Source organism: Lewinella sp. IMCC34183 (assembly GCF_003390915.1).
Lineage (GTDB): Bacteria > Bacteroidota > Bacteroidia > Chitinophagales > Saprospiraceae > Neolewinella.
The window spans coordinates 219,268-240,120 of sequence record NZ_QMEM01000004.1; the positions used below are offsets into that span (position 1 = coordinate 219,268).

Below are 20,853 nucleotides of genomic sequence, written 5' to 3' on the forward strand. Positions count from 1 at the left end.
TCCAACCCACCGGCAAACCGGCACAGCATGACGCTACCGCTTTCAGAAACGAATAGCATGCAGAATTATTTGACACTATAACGGTAAACTATCCCCCGCGCCAGCGACTGCCAGGCCTGACGCGCGGGAACTTCTCAGCTGGCGAACCCCTCGATTAAAACGAGCGGCGCGCGCAACCCGCCCGCCCGGCTCTCACTAGCAGGATTCCGCCACGCCGTAGCGCCGTACCCGGACAGCACAAAGATGCTAAGCCGGCCTCCGCAGCGATCCGTTGTGGCGATTTGATTGTGCCGAAGCTTACTTACTCAGCCAGGTGGAAATCCGGGAAGCCGCTCTTCGTCCAGCGGACGAGGCGGGCGCGGGTACCGCGGTCGGGGTTCTCGAGCTCGGGGCCTTCGATTTCCTTGTAGTCGCGGTCGTGGTAGATCATGACCGTCTGCCCGTCGGGGGTGGTCGTGAAGGAGTTGTGGCCGGGACCGTAGCGGCCGGTCTCCTCGTTGGTAGCGAGGACCGGGGCGGGTGACTTGCTCCAGTTGGCCGGGTCCATAAGGTCGGCGTCCTGATCTATCCAGAGAAGTCCGACGGCGTAGTGGTCGTTGGTCGCGCTGGCGGAGTAGGTGACGAACAGGCGGTCGTCGTGTTTGATTACGGCCGGCCCTTCGTTCACGTTATACTTGATGCGCTCCCAGCTGTATTCGGGCTTAGTGATGACGATCTGCGGACCGGTGAGGGTGGTCGGGTCGCTCATCTCGGAAAGGATCAGGCTGGTGCCGTCGCCGTCGCGTTCCGCCCAGATGAGGTAGCGCTTACCGCCGTGCTCGAAGGTGGTGGCGTCCAGCGCGAAGCCGTCGCGGTCGGTGGTGATCTGCCCCTCTTCCTCCCATTCCCCCTGCAGCGGATCTTCGGAGTCGTTGGAGAGGACCCACATGCGGATCTTCCAAATGTCTTCGGCTTCCGCGGCGGCGAAGTAGATGTACCACTTGCCGTCGACCCGGTGCAGTTCGGGTGCCCAGATGTGGTAGCTCATCGGTCCGGAATCGTGCTTGTTCCAAAGCGTCTTTTCTTCGGCGTTCTTCAGGCCGTTGATGCTGTCGGCCGCGCGCATCACGATGCGGTCATACTCGGGTACCGTGGCGATGAGGTAATAGGTACCGGCGTCGGATTTGTACACCCAGGGATCGGCGCGCTGCTCGGCGAGGGGGTTGTCGAAGGAGGGTTCCGAAGATTCCTGAGTACGTGGCTGCGCCGTCGCACAATTGCTGAGTACAAATAGGAAGAGAAAGAATCGCAGGTATGGCATGATCGTGGTTTGGCCGCTGAGTGCGGGGGTCGCGTTGCCCGGATATGAATTGAGCTGGGGAAGATACAGGCCGGGGGCACAATGGCAAACGAATTAATTGTTTTTATGACAATTATAACCTTGGCCGTGCCTTCCCCTGCTATACGTTCCGGCCCAGCCGGCGAAACCTCACCGCAGTATCCGTGCCGGAACGTCCGCCCAAAACGGGTAGACATCCTGCTAACCATGCGGATCGCCGAAGCGAACCGCGACCACGAAGAGTAAAATTTTAACTAAAAAATTCCAAATTTACGTTTGTGGCGGGAACGATTTGTAAAACATATTCACTTTGCCCCAGGTTTTAGCCTTACAATCTAACGAAAGACGGAATTACCCGTCGATCAAAAACACTATGTACCATGGCTAAGCAAACTGATGATAAGAAGAAGGCTCCCACTAAGCCCGCCGCCGGCGGCAAGACCGCTCCCAAAAGCGGTGACATGAAGGGTGGAAGTTCCAAAAAACCCGACATGAAGAAGCCCGACACCAAGAAGAAGTAATCCCCCGGATTGCCGATTCTTCGGAGCAAAAACCGGAAGCGACCCGTTCGCTTTCGGTTTTTCGCTTGTAAGCCGGTCCCTACGGCATCAGGCGTGCTCGATCACCAGCACCTCGCGCCGCCACTCCGCGCCGTTCTCGGCCAGCCAGTGCTCAAAACTGTCTTGCAGATCGGCGTCGTGGCGCGTGGTTTGCAGCCGGGCGGGCGTGTAGGGCGCGTCCAGGATCAGCCAAACGTCTTCCTCAATCCGCGGCGCGTCCGGATAGCGGCTGATCTGCCGGCGCAGGGCCCCCGAGCGGTAACGGCTTCCCTCGAGGTCATCGAGGCGCTTCTCCAGCGGTTCCCGCAGGTCGGGTGGGAAGGTATAGGTGGTCCGCAGCAGACGCACGTGCGCTTCCTGTTCCCCGGAGGCGTACTCGACCGTGAAGAGCGGATGGGCGGCGGAAAGGTCGCTTTCGCGGGCCTGGTCCAGCTGTAACCTCCGCCCCAGTAGCAACAGCAGGAGCAGGGTGCCGGCGGCAGCGTAGTGACTGATGGAGAGGGTGGTAAGATCCGCGATCCAGCCCCATGCCGCCGACCCCACGGCCAGGCAGGCGGAGGTGGCCATGAGGTAAAACGCCATGCCCCGCGCCCCGAACCACCGCGGCAGGGCGTACTGGGTGCTCGTCATCAGCGTCGTATATCCGGCCTGCCAGGATGCCCCACAGGCCAGTACGGCCGCGAAGCTCAGGGGGACGGAATAGGAAAAGCCAAGAACCGCCAGGCCGGCGGCCATCACCGCACCGGCCAGCCAGATGAGGCGATTGGCCTCTACGTTCCAGGAGGTCTTGCTGAGCAGCAGGCCGCCCAGTACGGCCCCCGCACCCGCGGCCCCGACGAGATAGCCGTACAGGTCGGCCGCGCCGGATAAGCGGTCGCGCGCGATGAGCGGCAACAGGGCCCACAGCGCACTGGCGGCGAAGAAGAAACTTAGGGCCCGCAGCGTGCTGTGCCGCAGCGCGGGCGAATGGCGGTAGAAGCGCACCGCATCGGCCATGGCCAGGGTGAGCGGCGGCTGGCGGCCGGCCTCCAGGTTCTCGCGGTCGTCGTTCCAGTACCAGATGTAGACGAGTACCGTCAGGAAGCTTACCGCATCCACCCAGTAGGGCAGCGAGAGCGTGTAGCGGGTGATGAGGTAGCCGCCCAGGGCCGGACCGATGGCCCGGCTGAGGTTGAAGGAAATGCCGCCCAGGTTGACGGCGGTGCGCAGGAGATCCTTGCTGACCAGTTGCGGGATGATGGCCGCCATCATCGGCCGGGCAAAGGCCGCGCCCAGTCCGTTGAAGAAGGTGAACAACAGCAGCAGGAAGACGGTGGCCCGGTCGGTCATCACGATCCAGGCGAACACGGCCGTACTCACGATGAGGAAGGCCTGGGTGATCAGCAGGCTGCGGCGGCGGTCGAAGACGTCGCCCAGGGCGCCGGCGGGCAGCGCGAAGAGAAAGAGCGGCACCATGGTGGCCGTCTGCACCAGCGAAACCATGAGCGCCGAACCGTCAAGCTCCGTCATCAGCCAGCTCGAGCCGACCGTAAAGAGCCAGGTACCGATGTTGGAGACCAGCGTCGCGGTCACGAACAACCACAGCGGCCACCCCAGTTTGGACGCGTCCGGGTTCTGCATCCGTGGTAAAGGTGAGCGTCGGGGGAAAGTTTAGCCCAGGGGGTCCTTCGGGCGGGTGACCGGGGTTCGGCTACGATCTCTGGCTGGCGCGCTGCTCGTCACGCCTCAGATAGATAGACGCACCCATGGAAATGGCGATCAGTAAATAACAGACCCCCTCCGCCCAGTTTGGTAGGTAAATCCACCCCATCAAGTCCATCAGGATGGCTACGGCGGGTATAAGGGTAAGAAGCGCGGCTAAGCGCATGAGTGGGCGGTTACTGGCCTTCATGGGGTGAGAGTATGATCAGAAGGAGATTCACGTAACAATATACAACCGGAAGCCCGGACCCGGCCTGAGCCTAGGCAAGCACCTCGCGCCAGCGGCCATCTTCCGCCACCTCCTTCAACACGGCATTGCGTCGCTCGAGTAGCTCGGTTATGTACCGCCTGAGGAACACCCGGTCGCTGCACGCGGCATACTCCTCGCGCCGCGGACATCACGAAAACGCCGCGCGGAAGGCCGTAGGCGTTTGCCCGGTTTTGGACCGGAATAACTTGCTGAACGACTGGGGGTGCCGGAAACCCAGCGCATAGGCGATTTCGCTGACGGAATGGTGGGTAGTGGACAGCGTCGTCTTGGCCCGGGCGATGAGCCGTTCGTGGATATGGTCCTGGGTGCTGCGTCCGGTAAGGGTCTGCAGTACACCACTCAGGTAGTTGGGGCTTACGTTGAGGGACCGGGCGACGTCCTGCACGGCCGGCACCCCGGTCGTTGCCAGCACCTCTTCGCGCAGGGCTTCGTCGAGCACCCGGTCGAGGCGATCGAGTATTTCGTGATTGGATTGTTTGCGCGTCAGGAACTGTCGGCGGTAGAACCGCTCGGCGTAACTCAGCAGTACCGCCAGGTGGGTCACGACGATATCCTGGCTAAACTCGTCGAGGTTACCTGCGACTTCCTGCCGGATGGTACGCAGGACGGTGACGACGGTCTCCTCCTCCCGCGCGCTGAGGTGCAATGCCTCCCGGATGGAATAGCCGAAGTATTCGTACCCTCCGATCCGGTTTGCCAGTTCGCTGCCCCACAGAAAGTCAGGATGCACCATCAGGTACCAACCGCCGTGGGAGGCCGATTTCTTTATCCCTACGTGGTACACCTGCCCGGGAGCCATGCAGAAGAGCGTACCCCGGTCGAAATCGATCAGCTGGCGGCCGTAGCGCACGTCGGCCCCGACGTGCTGCTTCAGACCGATGGCATAAAAGTCGTTGACGAGCAATTCCTCGGACGCGTTGACGGTCATCTCCTCGAAGCGTACTACGCTCACGAGCGGATGATCGGGTGGCGGCAGACCGCGCATGGCGTGGTAGGCACTGATGGTTGGTATTCGGATGGTGTCGGCCATGGCGATTACTTTTTCCCGGCGTAGGCGGCGGCGAAGGTGGGGGCATAGTCCTCCAGTTTAACCCGCCCGGCCCGCTCCGGTTTGTGGCGCAGGAAGTCGGCGGCCAGGCGACCGTCGCGCAGGCTTCGGTTGAGGGCGGTCAGGTCATCAGCCATACGCGCGTGCATGCCGTGATCGACCATGGCCTGACGCACCGCACCGTCGGGGATCACCCGCCACTGCAGGTCGGGCTTGCCGATGGCGCGGCCGAGCACGGTAGCGATCTCGTTACCCGTACGTTCGTCGCTGTACACGTACCGTACCCGCCGGGGTTCCGCCGGTCGCTCGATCTCTTCCACGACGGCCTCGGCGATGTCGCTTGGGGCCACCAGGTAAAGGAGATCGTCACCGCCGTAGTTCGTCATGATGTGGCCTGTGGCCCGGATACTGCCGATCAGATTGAGCAGATTGTAGTAGAAGTAGGTGGGCCGCACGATCGTGAGTTGCACCCCGTCGAGCGATTTCAGTTCCTCCTCCACGAAGTGGCTGCCCAGGATGACGCCCGTGCCGGCGTCGAGCTCCGCTCCGAAGGAGCTGAGCAGTACCACCCGCGGCACCCCCGCTTGCCGGATGGCAGCGGCGTACTGCTGGCCGATGTTTCGGTAGTAGGCGTTGATGTCCGGCACGGTGTAGTCCGGCGGGATGATGCAATAGACCAGGTCGGCCCCCGCAAAGGTGCGGGATAGAAAGGCCGCGTCCTGCACCTCGCCGATTGCGGGAGTGGCGCCGAGGTCGGTGATGGCCCCCGCCCGCTCGGGGGTACTGGTGATGACGGTCAGCTGGTGACCGCGCTGGGTCAGCTTTTCAGTGAGGGGTTGCCCGATGTGGCCGAGCGAGCCCGTTAGTACGATTTCCATATTCGGTTGGTTTTGTTGATTATCAAACAGGGACGTGAGCCCAACCGATGTAGCCGAATCTTGGAAGCTTGTAGCCAAATCCGGGGGATTTGACCCGGGTCACCGCTAGGGGATATCGTCGGGCGGGGCGGGGCCGGAGTCGCGGCCCTTTGGATGGTAAGCCTTCACGTTTCGCGCGGCCTTTTCCACGGTTTCCCGGATGCGCTTCCGGCGGGTCGCTTCCGTTTTCGCGCTCTTGATCCAGAACAGGATGAGGCGCTTGCCAGAGGCGGGGAAACGGTCATAGTAGAAGGCCGCGCTGTCGGTAGCCGCCAGGGCTTCCTCGAGGTCGGGGGGCACGATCAGCGCTTCGACATCGTCCAGGAAAGTCCAGCAGCCGTTCGCTTTGGCGATCTCCACCAGCGCCTCGCCGGCGGGGGTCATGCGCCCCTCCCCGCGGAGCCGCGCCACCTTCTCCTTGTTGATGCCGGACCAGTTGCTCTTCGGGTTGCGCGGACTGATACGGATCATGGTCCGGTCGGCGTCCAGCTTGCGGGGCAGGCTGTCCACCCAGCCGTAGCAGAGCAGCTCGTCCACTAGCTCGCTCCAGGAGACGTGCCGTTCGCCGGTGTGCTTGCGGTAGCGGACCAGCCATACGCTGCCCGAGGTGGCGTGGTTCGCCTCCAGCCAACTGCGGAGTTCTTCCGTGGATTCGATTTGGATGCGCTCTAATTCCGGCATGGTGGGGGGGATCGCTGACCACCAAATATAGGCTACCCGGGACCTGGTTATGTCTCCCGCAACACCTCCCGCCACCGGTCGCTCTCCGCAAATTCCCTGATTACCAGGTTCCGGCGGTGAAGCAGGCGGGTCATGTAAGCTTCCAGAAACAGCCAATCAGCCAGCCTACCCAGCACCCCCAGGGGGGCAGTATAGTCAAAAACATCTGTCATAAGCGTACCCGTGGCTATGCTCCCGAATCGGTGTTCGTGGCGAAAGCGGCGGAATGCCCCCTGGACCATCTCATCCGCAAAGAAAGTGGGCCGATCGTAGTCGGTTACCCTGGCCGTCAGGGTCTGGTAGATGCCGAAGTGGCGCGCCCGCCAGGTGACCGACTCGCCCGCTCCAATCAAACCCTACGTCCGGCCGGCGATGGCCTCCTCCTGAGTATGGGCGGTGGACACCTGATGCAGATCAACACTGCGTGCTAGGTCGAATACCACCTCAATCGGCGCAGCAATATTGGTGTGAAGTAGGATTATCGGCACTTGTCAGTCAATTGGATAGGAGGCCACATCAACCGCGAACAGCACACCGCTCGTAAAGGTGCGCGGTATCTGATCGCGGGTCGATCTGCAAGTTGTGCCATCGATCAAATAGGGTTACTGACGAAAATTACGGGATTTGTATATCCCTAATGAGGCGCGGACGCAGGTGCAGGGACTGAACCAAAAAAGGAATACCCCCCGGTTACCGACTTGGCACTCGCTCCACCAGCTACCGGAGACGCCTTGCCTTTACGGCATTGTAAAAATTCTCCTGCTGCTCTTCTCCTGCGATCTCCCTCAGCGGTTCCCGGCCTGGGGCGCCCACGGCCACCGCATCGTGGCCCACATCGCCGACGAGAACCTCAACGATGCGGCCCGCCAGGCGTGCGAGGACGCACCGCAAACCTGGATGGAGGAGTCGGTGGTGCTGCGCGAGCGCATCTACAATACCCTCTACGACAGTACCGACCGCGAAACCGGCCTCCCCGACCTCGGCTACGATTACCAGCACAACTTCCTGCCCACCGTGGAGGAGCGCCTCGGGGCGGCGGCGCTGCTCAGCCGCATCCTGCAGTAGTCGACGGTGGGGGCGTGATTAACGGCGTGGGTCCGCCACACGGCGGCGCACCAGCGAAGGATCATGGCGTCGCGCTCCGGGCCGGGCCGGGCCGGGTAAGATGTCGAGGACCTCATTGGCCGTAACGTCTCCACGGTCTTCGGGAAGCACGAGGGGCGGAAATTCGGATTTGTCCCTTGCGAGCTCGACGTGGGCCAGCTGCACCTCGCGGCCGATGTAGCCCTTCTCCAGGGCCAGATAGAGCCCGACCAGGGCGTAGAGCAGGCCGATGGGCCGGTCGTATGGCTTGGCCGTCTATGCCGTTTGCGCATCGACGCTGTGCTGGTGCACGAAGCGGTCCGGCTGCGGGTGGTTGAGGGTGTAGTAGCTGAGTTGGTGGTAGGCTTCCGAGCGTTCCATGGCTGAGGGCGTATGCGGATGGATGCTATTCCCGCCGGTAAAAGATATAGTCGGTTTTCGGGGGTTCCAGGCCGCTGGCGCGGAAATCGGCGATGATCTGCCCGCGGTGGTGGGCGGTGTGGTTGGCTACGTGCAGCAGGATATCCTCCACGGTATTTACGAACGGATCGCCCTGCGAATTCACGTAGGCGACTTCCATTTCCGGGGAGAATTGCTTGAGGATCTCCAGGGTATCCCGGTAGTTATCGTGGTTGATCTGCGCGCAGTCCTCGTAGGTATGAATATCCCGTATCCCAAAGGCAGGACGGCGCAGGATACGGGCGTTCCAAACCTGGTGGGCGTTCAGCAGGTGGCAGAAGAGGGGGTAGGTTCGTTCGGGCAGTTCGTGGCCGTGGCTGTCCAGCTCATAGAGGACGCGGTCGTTGGTGCTGCGGTGGTATTCGAAGAGTTGGGAGAGCAAGGGAAGGGGGTATTGGCAACTAATCGCGTAAGCGTCGGGTTATTTCAATCTATGGCGAATGAATGGAACGTAGGCCAGAAGGCCAATGGATTAGTACAGGAGACGGAATACGCCGTCGTGGTGGGCGTTGTGTTACGCGACCAGACCGAAGAGTTGGTCACCGAGCACCTCGACGAGCTGGAGTTTCTGGCGGAGACCGCAGGTGCAAAGACCGTCAAGCGATTCGTGCAAAAACTGGATCACCCCGATAACCGCACCTTCGTCGGCAGCGGCAAGGCACAGGAAATCGCCGACTACGTGGACCAGCACGAGGACGTCTCGATGGTCATCTTCGACGACGACCTCAGCGGCAAGCAGGTAAACATCCTGGAGACGCTGATGAAGGTCAAGATCATCGACCGCTCCACCCTTATCCTCGACATCTTCGCCCGCCGCGCCCAGACGGCCCAGGCCAAGACCCAGGTGGAGCTGGCCCAGATGCAGTACCTCCTGCCCCGCCTGCGCGGCCTCTGGACGCACCTTGAGCGGCAGCGCGGCGGTATCGGCATGCGCGGCCCCGGTGAGACGGAAATCGAGACCGACCGCCGGATCGTGCGCGATAAAATCTCCAAGCTGAAGAAGGACCTTGAGAAGATTGACAAGCAGGCCGAAACCCGCCGCAAGGGCCGCGATGCCATGGTCCGGGTGGCGCTGGTGGGCTACACGAACGTGGGCAAATCTACCCTCATGAACCTGCTCACGAAGAGCGACGTCTTTGCCGAGGACAAGCTCTTCGCCACGTTGGACACGACCGTACGGAAGGTCGCCTACGAGGGTATTCCCTTCCTGCTGACGGATACGGTAGGTTTCATCCGCAAGCTGCCCCACCACCTCATCGAGTCGTTCCGCTCCACCCTCGACGAGGTCAAGGAGAGCGATATCCTCCTGCACGTGGTCGACGTCGCCCACCCCCAGTACGACGACCAGATCCGCACCGTCCAGGGCCTGCTTAAGGAGATGAATTGCCAGGACAAGCCCACCCTGCTCGTCTTCAACAAGATCGACCTCTTCCGCGAGCGCAACTACGACATGTACCTCGACGCCGCCGGCCGGGAAGAGGTAGAAGGCGACCTGGCCAAGGGCCTCAAAGCTGAGTTCGGGCAGGAGGCCATGCTCGTCAGTGCCCAGACCAAGGAAAACATCAACGAGCTGCGCCAGCGCCTCACGGAAATGGTGAAGGAGGAATACCAGCAGACGTATCCTTACATCGCCAAGCAGTGGTAGGGAGGAATAGTACTGTAGTTCGGTAGTTCTGTAGTCGCGCGGCTCTTGCCGGTCGCTGCGCTCTCGGTAGAGGCAGCGGAGGATATCGGATGTGAGCCGACGTAGGAGGCCTCATCCGATATCCGTAGCGGACGCAAGGCGTCGTACCTTAAACAGGAATCAATCCGCAGCGATGCCAACTACAACCATCAGCAAGGGCGCGGACCGCCAGTTAGTGCACCACATCCGATGTGCGAAGGAAAGCCTTTGGCTAGTCGTGCCGGTAGTCATCTGTCTTTTGGGTGCTCAAGCCGGAATCGCACAGACCCTCCTGCGGGGGCGGGTGGTAAACTGCGGCGATACAACGGGCATCCCATACGCCAATCTGTATTCGCGCGCGCTGATGCTCGGCACCGTGGCGGACTCCCTCGGAAATTTCAACCTGTCTCTACCGGCCGATTCCCTCGACGACTGCGCGTTCACCATCTCCAGCGTAGGGTTTGCGTCCGAGGAATATACCCTAGGTAAGGCAATCCAGTCGTCACCTGCCGCACCCTGTCTTTTTCCCGTACCACTCGACGTACCACAGGTCACGGTGGCCAGCAAACGTTTCCGTGACCAGAAGACTTACGGTAATACTTCTGAGTCGAGCAACATCGTATCCGGCTGGGCCGTGCGGGCCCGGAGCGGTGCGGAACGGGGAGCGCTTATTCGCCTGAAACCTGGCCGCGACCACCTGCTGAAGGAGATCGGAATTCATATTGCACATTCTACCTACGACAGCCTGCGGCTTCGCTTCAATCTGTATTCGGTGCCCGAGGGGGAAATTGCCAGGGAGCCTTCCCATTCGTGGCTTGTTCAGACGGACCGCGACAACGGCTGGATAAAGGCGCAGGTGTCCCAAGCAGTGATCGCCCGGGAACGCATCTTCCTCTCGGTAGAGATCGTCGAAACCTGGTCAAGACGGGAACGGGACGTCCTTCATCTTTCCGCTGGTTTGTTGACCGCCGGCCTCTACCACCGTGAATCCAGGGCGCTCCCCTGGCAGCGGGCGAAAGCGGGGCTAAGCCTGACCGTCACCACCCTACGGGAATGAGCCCCCCGGCGGTATCTTAGGGAACGAACGAAGGCCTATGTCCATACCACACTCCCCTACCCTGGCCGATCGCCACCTGCGTGTCGCGGGGCGGGTACTGGTGGCGACCGTCTGGAGCAGCGCCGTCATCTTCGGCCTCTATATCCTTGCTTTTTACTTCGTGGGGCTGTTGTCGGGCAACACGGGGCAGTGGAACGAGGTACTGCCCGGCCTGTACGATGCCAATACCCGGTCGGCGACCTTCGGTATCGGGCTGCACTTCGCGGCGGGGGGCATCATCCTCATCCTGGGTTGCGTGCAGCTGGTACCGGCGATACGGCTGCGCTACCCGTTGGCTCACCGCTGGCTGGGGCGCGTCTACGTGGTGGCGGCCTTGCTGACGGCCCTGGGTGGCCTGAGCTTCATCGCGGCAAAGGGGACGATCGGCGGGTGGCTCATGGACGTAGCCTTCACGGGCTACGGGCTGCTCACGGGCCTGGCCGCGGTGCAGACGATCCGCTACGCGCGCGCCGGAGCATTCGCCCGGCACCGGGCCTGGGGGATCCGGCTGTTCGCCCTGGCGATCGGCTCGTGGCTGTACCGTATGGACTACGGATTCTGGTTCCTGTTCACCGGGGGAGCGGGGCATACCCAGCTCTTTCGCGGCCCCTTCGACTACTTCATGGACTTCTGGTTCTACCTGCCCAACCTACTGGTCGCCGAGGTATTCATCGGCCGCCGCGAACTGCTCGGCGGGCGCTGGGCGAAGGTGAGCGCGACCGTGGCCGTCTACCTGACCACGGCTTTTCTCGTGTTGGCCACGTATTTCTTCACGAAGGAATTCTGGGGGCCGGCCATCCTTGGCGTATTTCAGTCCTGATCGGAGAACCTAAGCGTCTGCTTCCCCATAATTTGGATCGGCGAACCCTCGGCCAGGAATACGGAGTCGGGAGTGGACGAATTGAGGAAAGCAAAGCGATCCCCGTAATTGAGGGCAAAGTCTACCTCGATGGTGTGCTCCCGGACGCGGTACTTCTCCCAGCGCGGGTGGGCGACCTGATATTCGGTAGTGCGGTGAGCGTCTTTCCGGGAGTAGCCCCAGTAATGCTCGGTAATGAATTCTACCGCCCCGCCCTCCGGAATGGCGGTAGCTTGCCGTTCGGCGGTCACGCTGAAGGTCTGCCAGCGCTCCCCGACCCGCCACTGATACTGGGCGCGGCGCCCTTGATCGGTTTCCGTCCAGCGATGCCACATCGGGCGGGTCTCGTAGGCTTCTCCGTACAGCGTATTGGCCACGAAGGTGATGGCGGGTTTCGGTACGATCTCCTTGACAAACACCACGCCCCTGCGCCACTGCCCGTCCACCCTGCGCCGGACGTAAAAGCGGAGGTTCACCTCCTCGAAGTTTACGTGGAAGGGGACCTTTACTCCCAGCAGCCTGACGTCCCGGAACATAAATCCGATCAGGCTGACGTAGGGACGGCCTTCCCAGGTATCCAGCTCGGTTCCCGCCGGCACGTACTCGGCCAGCACGGAAGCCTCCACCGGGTAGTTGGCGAACGCGAGTTTTCTCCATTCTGCGGTTAGGAAGGTCATGGGTTGGGGCTGGCTGGTTGCTGGTTACGGGTTACGGGTTAGCGGAGGTCATCGGATGCGAGCCGAGTGCAGCGAGGCCTCATCTGATGTCCGGAGCGGGGGTGCGGGTTACGGGTTGCGGGTTGCGGGTTGCTGGTTACGGGTTAGCGGAGGTCATCGGATGCGAGCCGAGTGCAGCGAGGCCTCATCTGATGTCCGGAGCGGGGGTGCGGGGGTGCGGGTTACGGGTTGCGGGGTGCGGGTTAGCGGAGGTCATCGGATGCGAGCCGAGTGCAGCGAGGCCTCATCTGATGTCCGGAGCGGGGGTGCGGGTTACGGGTTACGGGTTACGGGTTACGGGTTGCGGGTTACGGGTTGCGGGTTACGGGTTAGCGGAGGTCATCGGATGCGAGCCGAGTGCAGCGAGGCCTCATCCGATGTCCGGAGCGAGGGTTGCGGGTAAGATGAGCGGTTGAAGAAAATTGTTCAGGTGCGGGAGGGTAAACAATTGCCGGGGGCGGCGACCTTTACCGCAGAACCACCCGAAGCAGCCCCGGCCCATGACCCGAACCGAATACATCGACAAATACGCCCATCTCCTCGTCAACTACTGCGTAAACCTGCAGCCGGGGGAGCGCCTCTTCGTAGCCTCCACCACCCTGGCCGAGCCCCTGATCGACGCGCTGCAACGCGAGGTCCTTAAGGCAGGCGGCCACCTGGAAACTACCCTAGCCACCCGCGGGCAGGCCGAGGCCCTGCGGGAATACGGGAGCCCGGAGCAGTTTGCCTACCTGCCCACCCTCTACAGCCGGGCCATGCAGGAGTTCGAGGCCTACATCTACGTGAGTGCGCCCTTCAGCCTGCGCGAGCCGGAACCCGCCGCCAACCTCAAGGCCGCCCGGCGCGAAGCCTTCCAGCCCCTCCACGATACCTACTTCGCCCGTACGGCCGACCGGCGCCTCAAGCGAAGCATGTGTATCTATCCCACCGAGGCGCTGGCCACCGAGGCGGGCATGACGGAAGAGGAATACGCCGCCTTCGTCTTCAATGCCTGCAAGCTCAACGAACCGGATCCCCGGGCAGCCTGGCTGGGAGTGCGCGAGCGGCAGCAGCGCGTGGTCGATCACCTGAATGCCTGTACCTCCTTCCGGTACGTCAACGACCGCAGCGACATCACCTTCACCACCAAGGGGCGCACGTGGATCAACAGCGACGGACAGACCAACATGCCGAGCGGGGAAGTGTATACCAGCCCCGAGGAAGACAGCGTCAGCGGGCATATCTACTTCGACTATCCGGCCATCCGCAACGGAGAAGAGGTACGCGGCGTCACTCTCAAGGTTACGGACGGCGAGATCCAGTCGTGGTCCGCGGAGAGTGGGCAGGCGGTACTCGACGAAACATTCGCGATTGCCGGCACCCGGCGGTTCGGGGAAGCGGCCATCGGTACGAACTACGACATCGACCGCTTCTCCAAGCAAATCCTGTTCGATGAGAAGATCGGCGGCACCGTTCATATGGCCGTCGGTCAGAGCTACGCGCAGGCCGGTGGTAAAAACCAGAGCTCCGTACACTGGGACATGATCGCCAATATGCGCGCATGCGGCCGCGTATACGCCGACAACAAACTGGTGTACGAAAATGGCCGGTTCATCTCCGAACTTTGGTCCTGAGGGTCGGGGCCAGTTTTCAGGGGCCCGCCGAGACGCCACAATATTTCGCCCACCGGGGGGTTTGTACTTCTTTATCGTGTTTTGATCCCCCGCGATAAAGCGGCGGCACGTACTAACCGCAGCGGGCCGCATTACCCTTTCCTAAGAAAAGAGTTATCTTTGGTTTTGCCTCTTTTACTGCATTTTACCGCGGGAAAACCCTTTATTGACTGAATTAACCTCCCACCGTGAACGAAAACATCGCCTTTTTAGAGCTTAAGTACGGGAATATATACGGCGGCTACCCTAACTTCTACGCAATCAGTGAAATCGCTCTCCTGGTCTTTGAGCGGGGTTCAAACAAGATTTTCCTCGAGAGCTGGATAAATCAAGCCAACGTAGATATCGTCGACGTGTACGCCGAAACGGACGAGCTGGGTCATACCGTCCGGCGGGTCCGTGAGGTCCTGAACATGCGCACCAACCGGCGTTACCCCTACCACGAGGACTTCCGCCTCAGCGAAAACGACCTGCAGTTCGCCTTCCGGAACCTCCGCTCCACCAAGAACGCCATCCGCAACTTCCTGAACAAGAACCTGAATAAATACCGGTTCCAGGATATGATCGTCTTCGACGGTCGGCGCGACATCTTCCTCTGCGAACGTAGCGGTGTCCGGTTCAACTACACGAACATCATCGATATCCAGAAGGACCTGAATCGGGAGACCGATTACCTCTTCAGTCTCAATAAATTGTCGCGGGTCATCAACTTCAACACGGATCGGTCCTACCTGCGCTCCAACAACCTGGAGTACTGGCTGCACCCCATCGCGGCGCGGCAGATCATCCCCGGTACCGCCGCCTTTGATGCCGCCCGCCTGCTGATGGTCTTCAACGAGTACACCATGTACCACGACGACTTCCTCATCAAGGCCGCCATCCTGCTCAACAAAGTGAGCAAGCGAAAAGAGGAGCAGGCCCAGCTGGAGGCGGAGCAACAGGAACAGGAACAGGAACAGGAGGAAAAAGAAAAGGAGAATTCTTCCGCGGGAGACGCCTGAGCATCCCGCTTCCAACAACGGAAGCGTACCCAATCGGTCGGCCCGACCATCCCCGGCATTATACGTGTCGCCGGGGGTGGTCGGGTTTCGTCTTTAGGCGCGGTGCTGCTAGAAGAGGAAGATGATCGCCGCGATCAGTAACACACTGATCACCAGGCCCATCAGGAAAATATTGTACGCGATCTTGAGCAGCCGATATTTGCGGTCGATGGCCCCTCCGAGTCCGTGCAGGTCGCTGATCAAGTTGCCGTAAAGGGCATCGGGATCAAGGAGGGTCGACTCCATGCGGCGTGTGAACTCCTCGCGCTTCATCTTGCTGATGGTGCCGTAGAAGGCCAGGTTATTTTCCTCGCCGCGACGACCGTGGGGCCGGGAGGCCACGATGGCGTACACCAGGCTGGCGAGGGCGCAAATGATGAAGACCACCACGGGCAGCAGTATCTCCGGCCGCGTCTGCGCCCAGTTGCGGTAGGTGACGAAGGTGATCAGGGCACCGATGAGCAGGGCGTTGACGCTGACCATGATGGCGGCCTTCTGATCGGCCATGCGCTTGAGTTGGATGTGGTTGCGGAAGATGGTCCGGAAGTAGGTCTGGGTGGCCTGCCGCGTAGGCCCTTTCTCCAGTCCCTGCAGCACGACGCCGTCCGGGGAATCTCCCCCGGCGGGCAGCAGGCCGGGTTTCTTCTTTTCGAGTCGGTCCACCAGCTTCTGCAGGTCCAGCAGTACCGCGCTGTGGGTATGCTGATACCGGCGGCGCAACTCCCCGTCCCGGAAGCGGGCCTGCCGCAGCTCGTCGAGGTAGTGGGCCAGGGCATCGGTACGGTTCATGCGCCGGCGGGGCCCCTGCCCGCTGTCCAGCGCGTAGCGGTTCTCCAGCCACATCAGTTCGGCGCCTTCCGGCCCGCTCAGCAGCCGTTGGGCCAGCTGGGCATCGTAGAGCACGTCGGCCACCTCGGTACGGAGGGCGGAGCTGCCATCGGGCAGGACGGTCGCCAGCGTCAGTTGCAGGTTGAGATAGTCAGGACCCGTCCAGTCCCGGAACTCCTGGGCCACTTCCTTCACGTTGCGCAGCTCACTTCCGGCCCCCCAGTACCGGCAGGCTTCAAGCAGGGCGGCGGTGCGGGCCAGGTGCGGCAGGTCGGGGGACACGCCGGGGCGGCGGAGGGCGATTTCGAGAGAATGGCCGGCCAGGGACAGTGCCCAGCTATCGTTGTGCAATACCAGGGCCCGGGGCAGACGTTCATAGGTCATCAACATGAATCGCTCGGCCTGATCCGCCAGGTTACTCAGGTGCAGGGCGGAAAAGCGGCCGGGATTCATGGGCTGACGTTTTGGTAAGGCACTAGATGCTACGGAAGATAACGGTCCGGGGAGTCCCCGCCAAGCCGCTTACGCCAAAATTAACTGACATTGCACCTGCGGCCCCGCCCCTTCGTGGATCCTTACCTTCCTTGCTATGTTTAAGGTTTTACTTCCCATTCTGTTCGCCCTCGGTGCCACCGGATGCAGTTCACTCACCGACGATCTCGACGATCTCGGGGGGGTGCGGCAGTCCGCCGAATTCGCCATCCCCCTGGTGGACAGCGAAGTAGACCTGACCGATCTCCTCGGTAGTGTCGACGAGCGATTTTTGCTGACCGTCGACCCGGATGGCCTGTTACGCTTCCGCTACAGCGATACGGTACCGCCCGTCACCAGCGAGACGATCTTTGCCGACCTGCGGGAACTGGGCCGCGGCATCCCGCTGCCCATCACCGAGCGGGACACCCGCCTCCCCTTCCCCTTGCCGAACCGGGCATCGATCGACCTGGCGCGCCTGGGGGCCGGCCGGCTGACCTACGTGCTACCGAACCCTTACGATCAGCCGGTACGCCTCACCCTGAGGCTGACGAATTTCCTAAACAACGATGCCGTAGCGACCATCACGGGTGAGCTCCCCGCCTATTCCGGCTCGGGCGACCGGCCGACGCTCACCAACGCGGGCGCGCCCCTGGACCTGGCAGGTTACGTCCTCAACTTTTCCGACGAGGAATTACGGATCGAATACTCCATCGACGCCCTCGACGGTACTCCCCTGAAGCCCGGACCGGGGACGGTGCTGCTGCTTTCGGATCTCGAATTCAGTTACCTGGAGGGCTACTTCGGGCAGCTCCCCTACCCCGGCGTAGATGACCAGCTGGCGATTGACTTCTTTGAAAATTACCTGAGCGGAGACGTAACCTTCGTAGATCCACGCATCGTGGTGCAGGTACGCAGCAGCGTAGGGGTCCCTGCCCGGGCGGTAGTGGAGTCCCTCAACGTAGAGACCGCCGACGGGCGGCGGATCCCGGTGGAAGGGGAAATAGTGGATGAGGGGTTCCGCTTTGACTATCCCCGTGAGCCGGGGGACAACGCCACGACGACCTACGTCGTCGACAAGGAAAATAGTAATCTGCTGGACCTGCTGGAAGCACGCCCCGTGGCCCTCAACTACCGCATCAGCGCGCAGATCAACCCCGATGCGGATCCGACGCAGACGGGCTTCTTGTCCGACACCAATTCCTACGCGGCGACCGTGACGCTGGAACTGCCCCTGTACGGATCGGCGCGTGACTTCGAGGTCACCGACACGCTGCCCGTCAACCTCGGGGAGCAGTACGGGGAGGTCACCGCCGCCACCTTTCGCGTGACCACCGACAGCGACCTGCCGCTCGACCTGTTGCTGAGCGGCACCTTCGTTGACTCGCTCGGCAGCCCGGTCGCCGACCTGACCGACGGCGAACTGCTCATCATGGAGGCCAGTGAAACCGACCCCAGCGGGACTCCCCTGGGTACCGTGCGCGCCACCAACGACATTCCGATTACCGGCGAGGCGCTGACCCGTATCCGGCAGGCGCGTTCCCTCGTCCTGACTACTTCCTTCGCTACCCTCGACGGGGGCACCCGGCCGGTGCGCATCACCAACGAACAAACGCTCCGCGTCCGTATCGGCGCGCGGTTAACGCTCGAACAGCCATGAGACAACCGCTACGCCTGCTCGTCGCCGCCACCTTCCTCCTGACCACCCCGCTGGCAGCACAGAACCTTACCGCCCCCGTACTGTCGGGGAGTTGGCAGTCTACCTACCACAACCCCACCATGCACCACTTCCTGCCCACCGGGGTCACCGTGGGCCTGCCGGGGGTAGCTAACGACCTGCGGCTGGAGAACGTGCGGTACGCCGACCTATTCGTGAACGCCGCCGGCGAACGGCTCCTCAGCCTGGAGGCACTGGCTGCCCTGACCGAGGACCGCAATGGTGTGGAAGACGTCTTTTCCCTGGAGACGCTGGGGCTGGCCGTACGTGGCGACCGCTGGGCCTTCGGGGCCTACCACCGACTGCGGACGGAGGGGGCGGCGGAATACCGGGGGGCGCTGGTGGATTTGGCAGCCTTCGGCAACGCCCCCTTTATCGGAGCCACCGTGGAAATCGCGCCGCGGGGTACCATACAGAGCTTTCACGAAGTCGGTCTCGGAGTCAGCTACGCACTTTCCGGAACCGTAGCCGTGGGCGGACGGATCAAGTACCTCGCCGGAACCTCGGCGGTAACCACCACCGACGCCGGCAGCCTGCGGCTGACCACGGGCACCGAAAATTACGCCCTCACCCTGGAACAGGATATCACCTTGCAAACGGCGCGGGCCGTTCGGTACGGGGAGGACCTCAATACGATTCAGCTGGATTACCGGCCCTACCAGCTGCGGGCCGGCGACCTGTTCGGCGGCAACCGCGGCGTCGGTATCGATCTCGGGGTGGCCATGAACCTCGACCGGTTACGCCTGAATGCTTCGGTCACCGACCTGGCCGCCGGCATCAACTGGAAGGAGGAAGTGACCAGCCTGCGCTTCACCGGCACGAATACCTTCACGGGGGCGGACGTGCTGCGCGACCTGCTCCGGGATTCCGTTTCCCTCGCCACGGCGGTGGATAGCCTCGTCAGCACCTTCAATCCGCAGGCCGACGCGGCCGCCTTTCGTACGGAGGTCGCGCCGTCCTTCTACCTGGGGGGAGAATACGATCTCAACGACCGCTTCACCCTGGGCGCCCTGCTGGTCATCGAGGACCGGCTGGACGCCACGGCCGCCGCCCTGGCCCTCACCGGGCGATATACCGTGACCGATTGGCTGCGGGTGGGCCTGAACGTGAACCACCGCGCGGGATACCCCGTGAATGCGGGGGTACACCTCTACGCCACGCCGGGTCAATTCCGGTTGTTCGTAGCTTCGGATAAGCTGATAAGCCTGCTGGCGTCCGGTAGTCCGGCCGTCTCCGGCATCAGGATCGGGGCGTCGTTGGCGCTCGGTTCTCCGGAGCGTTCATCCGCCTCATTTCGTCCCGAATATCGGTAAGCAGCTGGATATCCTTGGGGGTGGGCACGGTCACGTTGCCGGGGTCCTCCGCCTTTTCCCGGAGGGAGTTGATAAAGCGGATGATGACGAAGAGGGTGAAGGCGACAATGAGGAAATCGATCATCGCCTCCAGGAAGAGTCCGTAGCCGATAATGACGCCGGGATCGATCACTTCGCCGTCCTCACCCACGGTAGGTGCCCGGATGACCCACTGCAGGTTGGCCAGCTCAATTCCCGCGGTGAGGTACCCGAGCGGAGGCGTGATGATCTGCTTGACGAGTACGTCGACGATCTTGTTAAAGGCCGCGCCGATTACTACGCCGACCGCCAGGTCGATCATGTTTCCCTTGACGGCAAATTTCTTGAATTCTGCCAAAAATCCGGCCATATGCAAAGTGGGTTGGTTAGAAGACTTTACGTTGCCCCATAACCGGTACGAAGCCGTTTTGTTAGTACCGTAGCCGTACCACGGTCAGGACGACCGCCGCGACAAAGGCCAGCAGGTGGTACAGTTCCGCCGGGGCATCCCGCCGCCGGGCCAGCCAGAGGCCGAGCAGCATACCGAGCGGTGGCACCAGTACCTGGACATCGGATACCGCTACCTCAGCGCCCAGCAGGGCCACCAGCGGCGTAAAGAGGAGCGCGAAGTAGGCGAAGGTCGTGTTCTTATTGCCCTCGATACTCAGCAGGGCCCGGTTGCCGCCACTCGCCACCACGACCAGGATGCCGAAGCCCAGCACACCCGCCCCGACCAGGTCGTAGGGATTGGCCGGCAGGAAGTTGCCGAAGCCGAAGCCACCCAGTTGTCCGTCGAGGAACGTCTGCCCGTCGCCCGACAGGTAAGCTACGGTCCCCGCCAGTAAGTAGGCGACCACGGTACCGACCAGCAACTGACTGATGTTGCGGAAATTGACGGCGGCGAAGATGCTTATCCCGACGATGAAGGCCGGCAAAAAAAGCAGGTAGGTCGGCACGAGCAGGGAAGCCAGGCCGATCCACCACCCGGCGTTGAAGCGGGCCACCGAGTTTTCCCGCCCCTTGTAGGTGCTCCCCAGGGAACCCAGCGCGAGGAGAAAGAAGAGATGACACACCTGGACGGGGTCGAAGGCGTGAAAGACGGGCACCATCGCCCAGAGCAACACCAGCACGAGCCCCGGAAACTGAGTACTCGTGGCCGCGAACCGATAGCGGTCGCACACCCGGTTGGCCAGAATGCCCGCCAGGGCCACCAGCACGGGCGGCAGCAGGATGACCAACCAGGGGGAAGCCTGTACGGCGCCGGCCAGCCACCCGCCGGTATACGTCGGGGTGCGGGCCGCCTCCGGAGGGCCCAGCAGTATGAGCGGCACCTGCAGCAGCAGGGCGTACCCGAAAAGAAGCAGGCTCGCAAACGACTGGTTAGTACGGAAGAGAGAAAGCAT

20 protein-coding genes are annotated in these 20,853 nt (G+C 62.0%); 9 read left to right on the forward strand and 11 right to left on the reverse strand.

Annotated features, from left to right (window positions below):
- Window positions 1-301: 301 nt before the first annotated feature.
- Window positions 302-1,300 carry a family 43 glycosylhydrolase gene (locus tag DQG19_RS10670; RefSeq protein ID WP_116126244.1) on the reverse strand — a complete coding sequence of 333 codons (999 nt, stop codon included), beginning with the start codon at window positions 1,298-1,300 and terminating at the stop codon, window positions 302-304.
- 398 nt (window positions 1,301-1,698) lie between these two features.
- Between DQG19_RS10670 and DQG19_RS20870 the strand changes: the two genes are divergently transcribed.
- Complete coding sequence (locus DQG19_RS20870) at window positions 1,699-1,839, forward strand: hypothetical protein (RefSeq protein ID WP_157974447.1); 141 nt, start codon at window positions 1,699-1,701, stop codon at window positions 1,837-1,839.
- Between the two features lie 87 nt (window positions 1,840-1,926).
- On the opposite strand, the gene DQG19_RS10675 is transcribed toward DQG19_RS20870, so the two are convergent.
- From DQG19_RS10675 to DQG19_RS10700, 5 genes are all read right to left on the reverse strand, one after another.
- Window positions 1,927-3,498, reverse strand: coding sequence for an MFS transporter (locus DQG19_RS10675; RefSeq protein WP_116126245.1), 1,572 nt, complete (start codon window positions 3,496-3,498; stop codon window positions 1,927-1,929).
- Window positions 3,499-3,977: 479 nt separating this feature from the next.
- Window positions 3,978-4,880 (reverse strand): helix-turn-helix domain-containing protein, encoded by a 903-nt coding sequence (locus DQG19_RS10685; protein WP_116126247.1) that lies wholly within the window; start codon window positions 4,878-4,880, stop codon window positions 3,978-3,980.
- A 5-nt stretch (window positions 4,881-4,885) separates the two neighbouring features.
- Entirely contained in the window at window positions 4,886-5,776 is an 891-nt protein-coding gene (locus tag DQG19_RS10690; RefSeq protein WP_116126248.1) for an NAD(P)H-binding protein, read from the reverse strand.
- Between the two features lie 105 nt (window positions 5,777-5,881).
- Window positions 5,882-6,496, reverse strand: coding sequence for a YdeI/OmpD-associated family protein (locus tag DQG19_RS10695; RefSeq protein ID WP_116126249.1), 615 nt, complete (start codon window positions 6,494-6,496; stop codon window positions 5,882-5,884).
- A gap of 47 nt (window positions 6,497-6,543) precedes the next feature.
- A complete protein-coding gene (locus DQG19_RS10700; RefSeq protein ID WP_198661718.1) occupies window positions 6,544-6,888 on the reverse strand; it encodes an SRPBCC family protein in 345 nt (114 codons plus the stop codon).
- 271 nt (window positions 6,889-7,159) lie between these two features.
- Between DQG19_RS10700 and DQG19_RS10705 the strand changes: the two genes are divergently transcribed.
- The gene (locus DQG19_RS10705; protein ID WP_116126250.1) at window positions 7,160-7,600 is read left to right on the forward strand and encodes a hypothetical protein; all 441 of its coding nucleotides are present in this window, start codon (window positions 7,160-7,162) and stop codon (window positions 7,598-7,600) included.
- 424 nt (window positions 7,601-8,024) lie between these two features.
- Here the strand turns inward: DQG19_RS10705 and DQG19_RS10710 are convergent, their stop codons facing one another.
- Window positions 8,025-8,459, reverse strand: coding sequence for a DinB family protein (locus tag DQG19_RS10710; protein WP_116126251.1), 435 nt, complete (start codon window positions 8,457-8,459; stop codon window positions 8,025-8,027).
- A gap of 51 nt (window positions 8,460-8,510) precedes the next feature.
- On the opposite strand from DQG19_RS10710, the gene hflX reads away from it, so the two are divergent.
- The 3 genes from hflX (at window position 8,511) to DQG19_RS10725 (ending at window position 11,656) form a co-directional block, all read left to right on the forward strand.
- Window positions 8,511-9,722, forward strand: a complete 1,212-nt coding sequence (gene hflX / locus DQG19_RS10715; RefSeq protein WP_116126252.1) for a GTPase HflX — start codon at window positions 8,511-8,513, stop codon at window positions 9,720-9,722.
- Between the two features lie 172 nt (window positions 9,723-9,894).
- A complete protein-coding gene (locus tag DQG19_RS10720; protein ID WP_116126253.1) occupies window positions 9,895-10,797 on the forward strand; it encodes a hypothetical protein in 903 nt (300 codons plus the stop codon).
- Between the two features lie 37 nt (window positions 10,798-10,834).
- Window positions 10,835-11,656 (forward strand): DUF2306 domain-containing protein, encoded by an 822-nt coding sequence (locus tag DQG19_RS10725; protein ID WP_116126254.1) that lies wholly within the window; start codon window positions 10,835-10,837, stop codon window positions 11,654-11,656.
- Here DQG19_RS10725 and DQG19_RS10730 read toward each other — a convergent pair.
- Window positions 11,647-12,372 (reverse strand): YqjF family protein, encoded by a 726-nt coding sequence (locus DQG19_RS10730; RefSeq protein ID WP_116126255.1) that lies wholly within the window; start codon window positions 12,370-12,372, stop codon window positions 11,647-11,649. The genes DQG19_RS10725 and DQG19_RS10730 overlap by 10 nt on opposite strands.
- Window positions 12,373-12,911: 539 nt before the next feature.
- On the opposite strand from DQG19_RS10730, the gene DQG19_RS10740 reads away from it, so the two are divergent.
- Window positions 12,912-14,024 carry an aminopeptidase gene (locus DQG19_RS10740; RefSeq protein WP_116126257.1) on the forward strand — a complete coding sequence of 371 codons (1,113 nt, stop codon included), beginning with the start codon at window positions 12,912-12,914 and terminating at the stop codon, window positions 14,022-14,024.
- A gap of 227 nt (window positions 14,025-14,251) precedes the next feature.
- Window positions 14,252-15,064: a hypothetical protein gene (locus DQG19_RS10745; RefSeq protein WP_116126258.1), complete on the forward strand. Its 813-nt coding sequence runs from the start codon at window positions 14,252-14,254 to the stop codon at window positions 15,062-15,064.
- 108 nt (window positions 15,065-15,172) lie between these two features.
- Here the strand turns inward: DQG19_RS10745 and DQG19_RS10750 are convergent, their stop codons facing one another.
- Complete coding sequence (locus tag DQG19_RS10750) at window positions 15,173-16,384, reverse strand: Pycsar system effector family protein (protein ID WP_116126259.1); 1,212 nt, start codon at window positions 16,382-16,384, stop codon at window positions 15,173-15,175.
- Window positions 16,385-16,520: 136 nt separating this feature from the next.
- Here DQG19_RS10750 and DQG19_RS10755 point away from each other — a divergent pair, with 136 nt between their 5' ends.
- Window positions 16,521-18,062, forward strand: coding sequence for a hypothetical protein (locus tag DQG19_RS10755; protein ID WP_116126260.1), 1,542 nt, complete (start codon window positions 16,521-16,523; stop codon window positions 18,060-18,062).
- Complete coding sequence (locus DQG19_RS10760) at window positions 18,059-19,432, forward strand: DUF5723 family protein (protein ID WP_116126261.1); 1,374 nt, start codon at window positions 18,059-18,061, stop codon at window positions 19,430-19,432. The genes DQG19_RS10755 and DQG19_RS10760 overlap by 4 nt, the downstream gene beginning before the upstream one ends.
- On the opposite strand, the gene mscL is transcribed toward DQG19_RS10760, so the two are convergent.
- Together mscL and DQG19_RS10770 are read right to left on the reverse strand one after the other, a co-directional pair.
- Window positions 19,359-19,820: a large-conductance mechanosensitive channel protein MscL gene (gene mscL, locus DQG19_RS10765; RefSeq protein ID WP_116126262.1), complete on the reverse strand. Its 462-nt coding sequence runs from the start codon at window positions 19,818-19,820 to the stop codon at window positions 19,359-19,361. The two genes, DQG19_RS10760 and mscL, sit on opposite strands and share 74 nt — an antisense overlap.
- Before the next feature lie 61 nt (window positions 19,821-19,881).
- A complete protein-coding gene (locus tag DQG19_RS10770; RefSeq protein ID WP_116126263.1) occupies window positions 19,882-20,853 on the reverse strand; it encodes a hypothetical protein in 972 nt (323 codons plus the stop codon).

What these genes read in the sequence shown, in the direction of transcription:
- DQG19_RS10670 (WP_116126244.1), bottom strand. Translation starts at nt 1,300, where the DNA reads ATGCCATACCTGCGATTCTTTCTCTTCCTATTTGTACTCAGCAATTGT.
- DQG19_RS20870 (WP_157974447.1), top strand. Translation starts at nt 1,699, where the DNA reads ATGGCTAAGCAAACTGATGATAAGAAGAAGGCTCCCACTAAGCCCGCC.
- DQG19_RS10675 (WP_116126245.1), bottom strand. Translation starts at nt 3,498, where the DNA reads ATGCAGAACCCGGACGCGTCCAAACTGGGGTGGCCGCTGTGGTTGTTC.
- DQG19_RS10685 (WP_116126247.1), bottom strand. Translation starts at nt 4,880, where the DNA reads ATGGCCGACACCATCCGAATACCAACCATCAGTGCCTACCACGCCATG.
- DQG19_RS10690 (WP_116126248.1), bottom strand. Translation starts at nt 5,776, where the DNA reads ATGGAAATCGTACTAACGGGCTCGCTCGGCCACATCGGGCAACCCCTC.
- DQG19_RS10695 (WP_116126249.1), bottom strand. Translation starts at nt 6,496, where the DNA reads ATGCCGGAATTAGAGCGCATCCAAATCGAATCCACGGAAGAACTCCGC.
- hflX (WP_116126252.1), top strand. Translation starts at nt 8,511, where the DNA reads ATGGCGAATGAATGGAACGTAGGCCAGAAGGCCAATGGATTAGTACAG.
- DQG19_RS10720 (WP_116126253.1), top strand. Translation starts at nt 9,895, where the DNA reads ATGCCAACTACAACCATCAGCAAGGGCGCGGACCGCCAGTTAGTGCAC.
- DQG19_RS10725 (WP_116126254.1), top strand. Translation starts at nt 10,835, where the DNA reads ATGTCCATACCACACTCCCCTACCCTGGCCGATCGCCACCTGCGTGTC.
- DQG19_RS10730 (WP_116126255.1), bottom strand. Translation starts at nt 12,372, where the DNA reads ATGACCTTCCTAACCGCAGAATGGAGAAAACTCGCGTTCGCCAACTAC.
- DQG19_RS10740 (WP_116126257.1), top strand. Translation starts at nt 12,912, where the DNA reads ATGACCCGAACCGAATACATCGACAAATACGCCCATCTCCTCGTCAAC.
- DQG19_RS10750 (WP_116126259.1), bottom strand. Translation starts at nt 16,384, where the DNA reads ATGAATCCCGGCCGCTTTTCCGCCCTGCACCTGAGTAACCTGGCGGAT.
- DQG19_RS10755 (WP_116126260.1), top strand. Translation starts at nt 16,521, where the DNA reads ATGTTTAAGGTTTTACTTCCCATTCTGTTCGCCCTCGGTGCCACCGGA.
- DQG19_RS10760 (WP_116126261.1), top strand. Translation starts at nt 18,059, where the DNA reads ATGAGACAACCGCTACGCCTGCTCGTCGCCGCCACCTTCCTCCTGACC.
- mscL (WP_116126262.1), bottom strand. Translation starts at nt 19,820, where the DNA reads ATGGCCGGATTTTTGGCAGAATTCAAGAAATTTGCCGTCAAGGGAAAC.
- DQG19_RS10770 (WP_116126263.1), bottom strand. Translation starts at nt 20,853, where the DNA reads ATGCTTTCTCTCTTCCGTACTAACCAGTCGTTTGCGAGCCTGCTTCTT.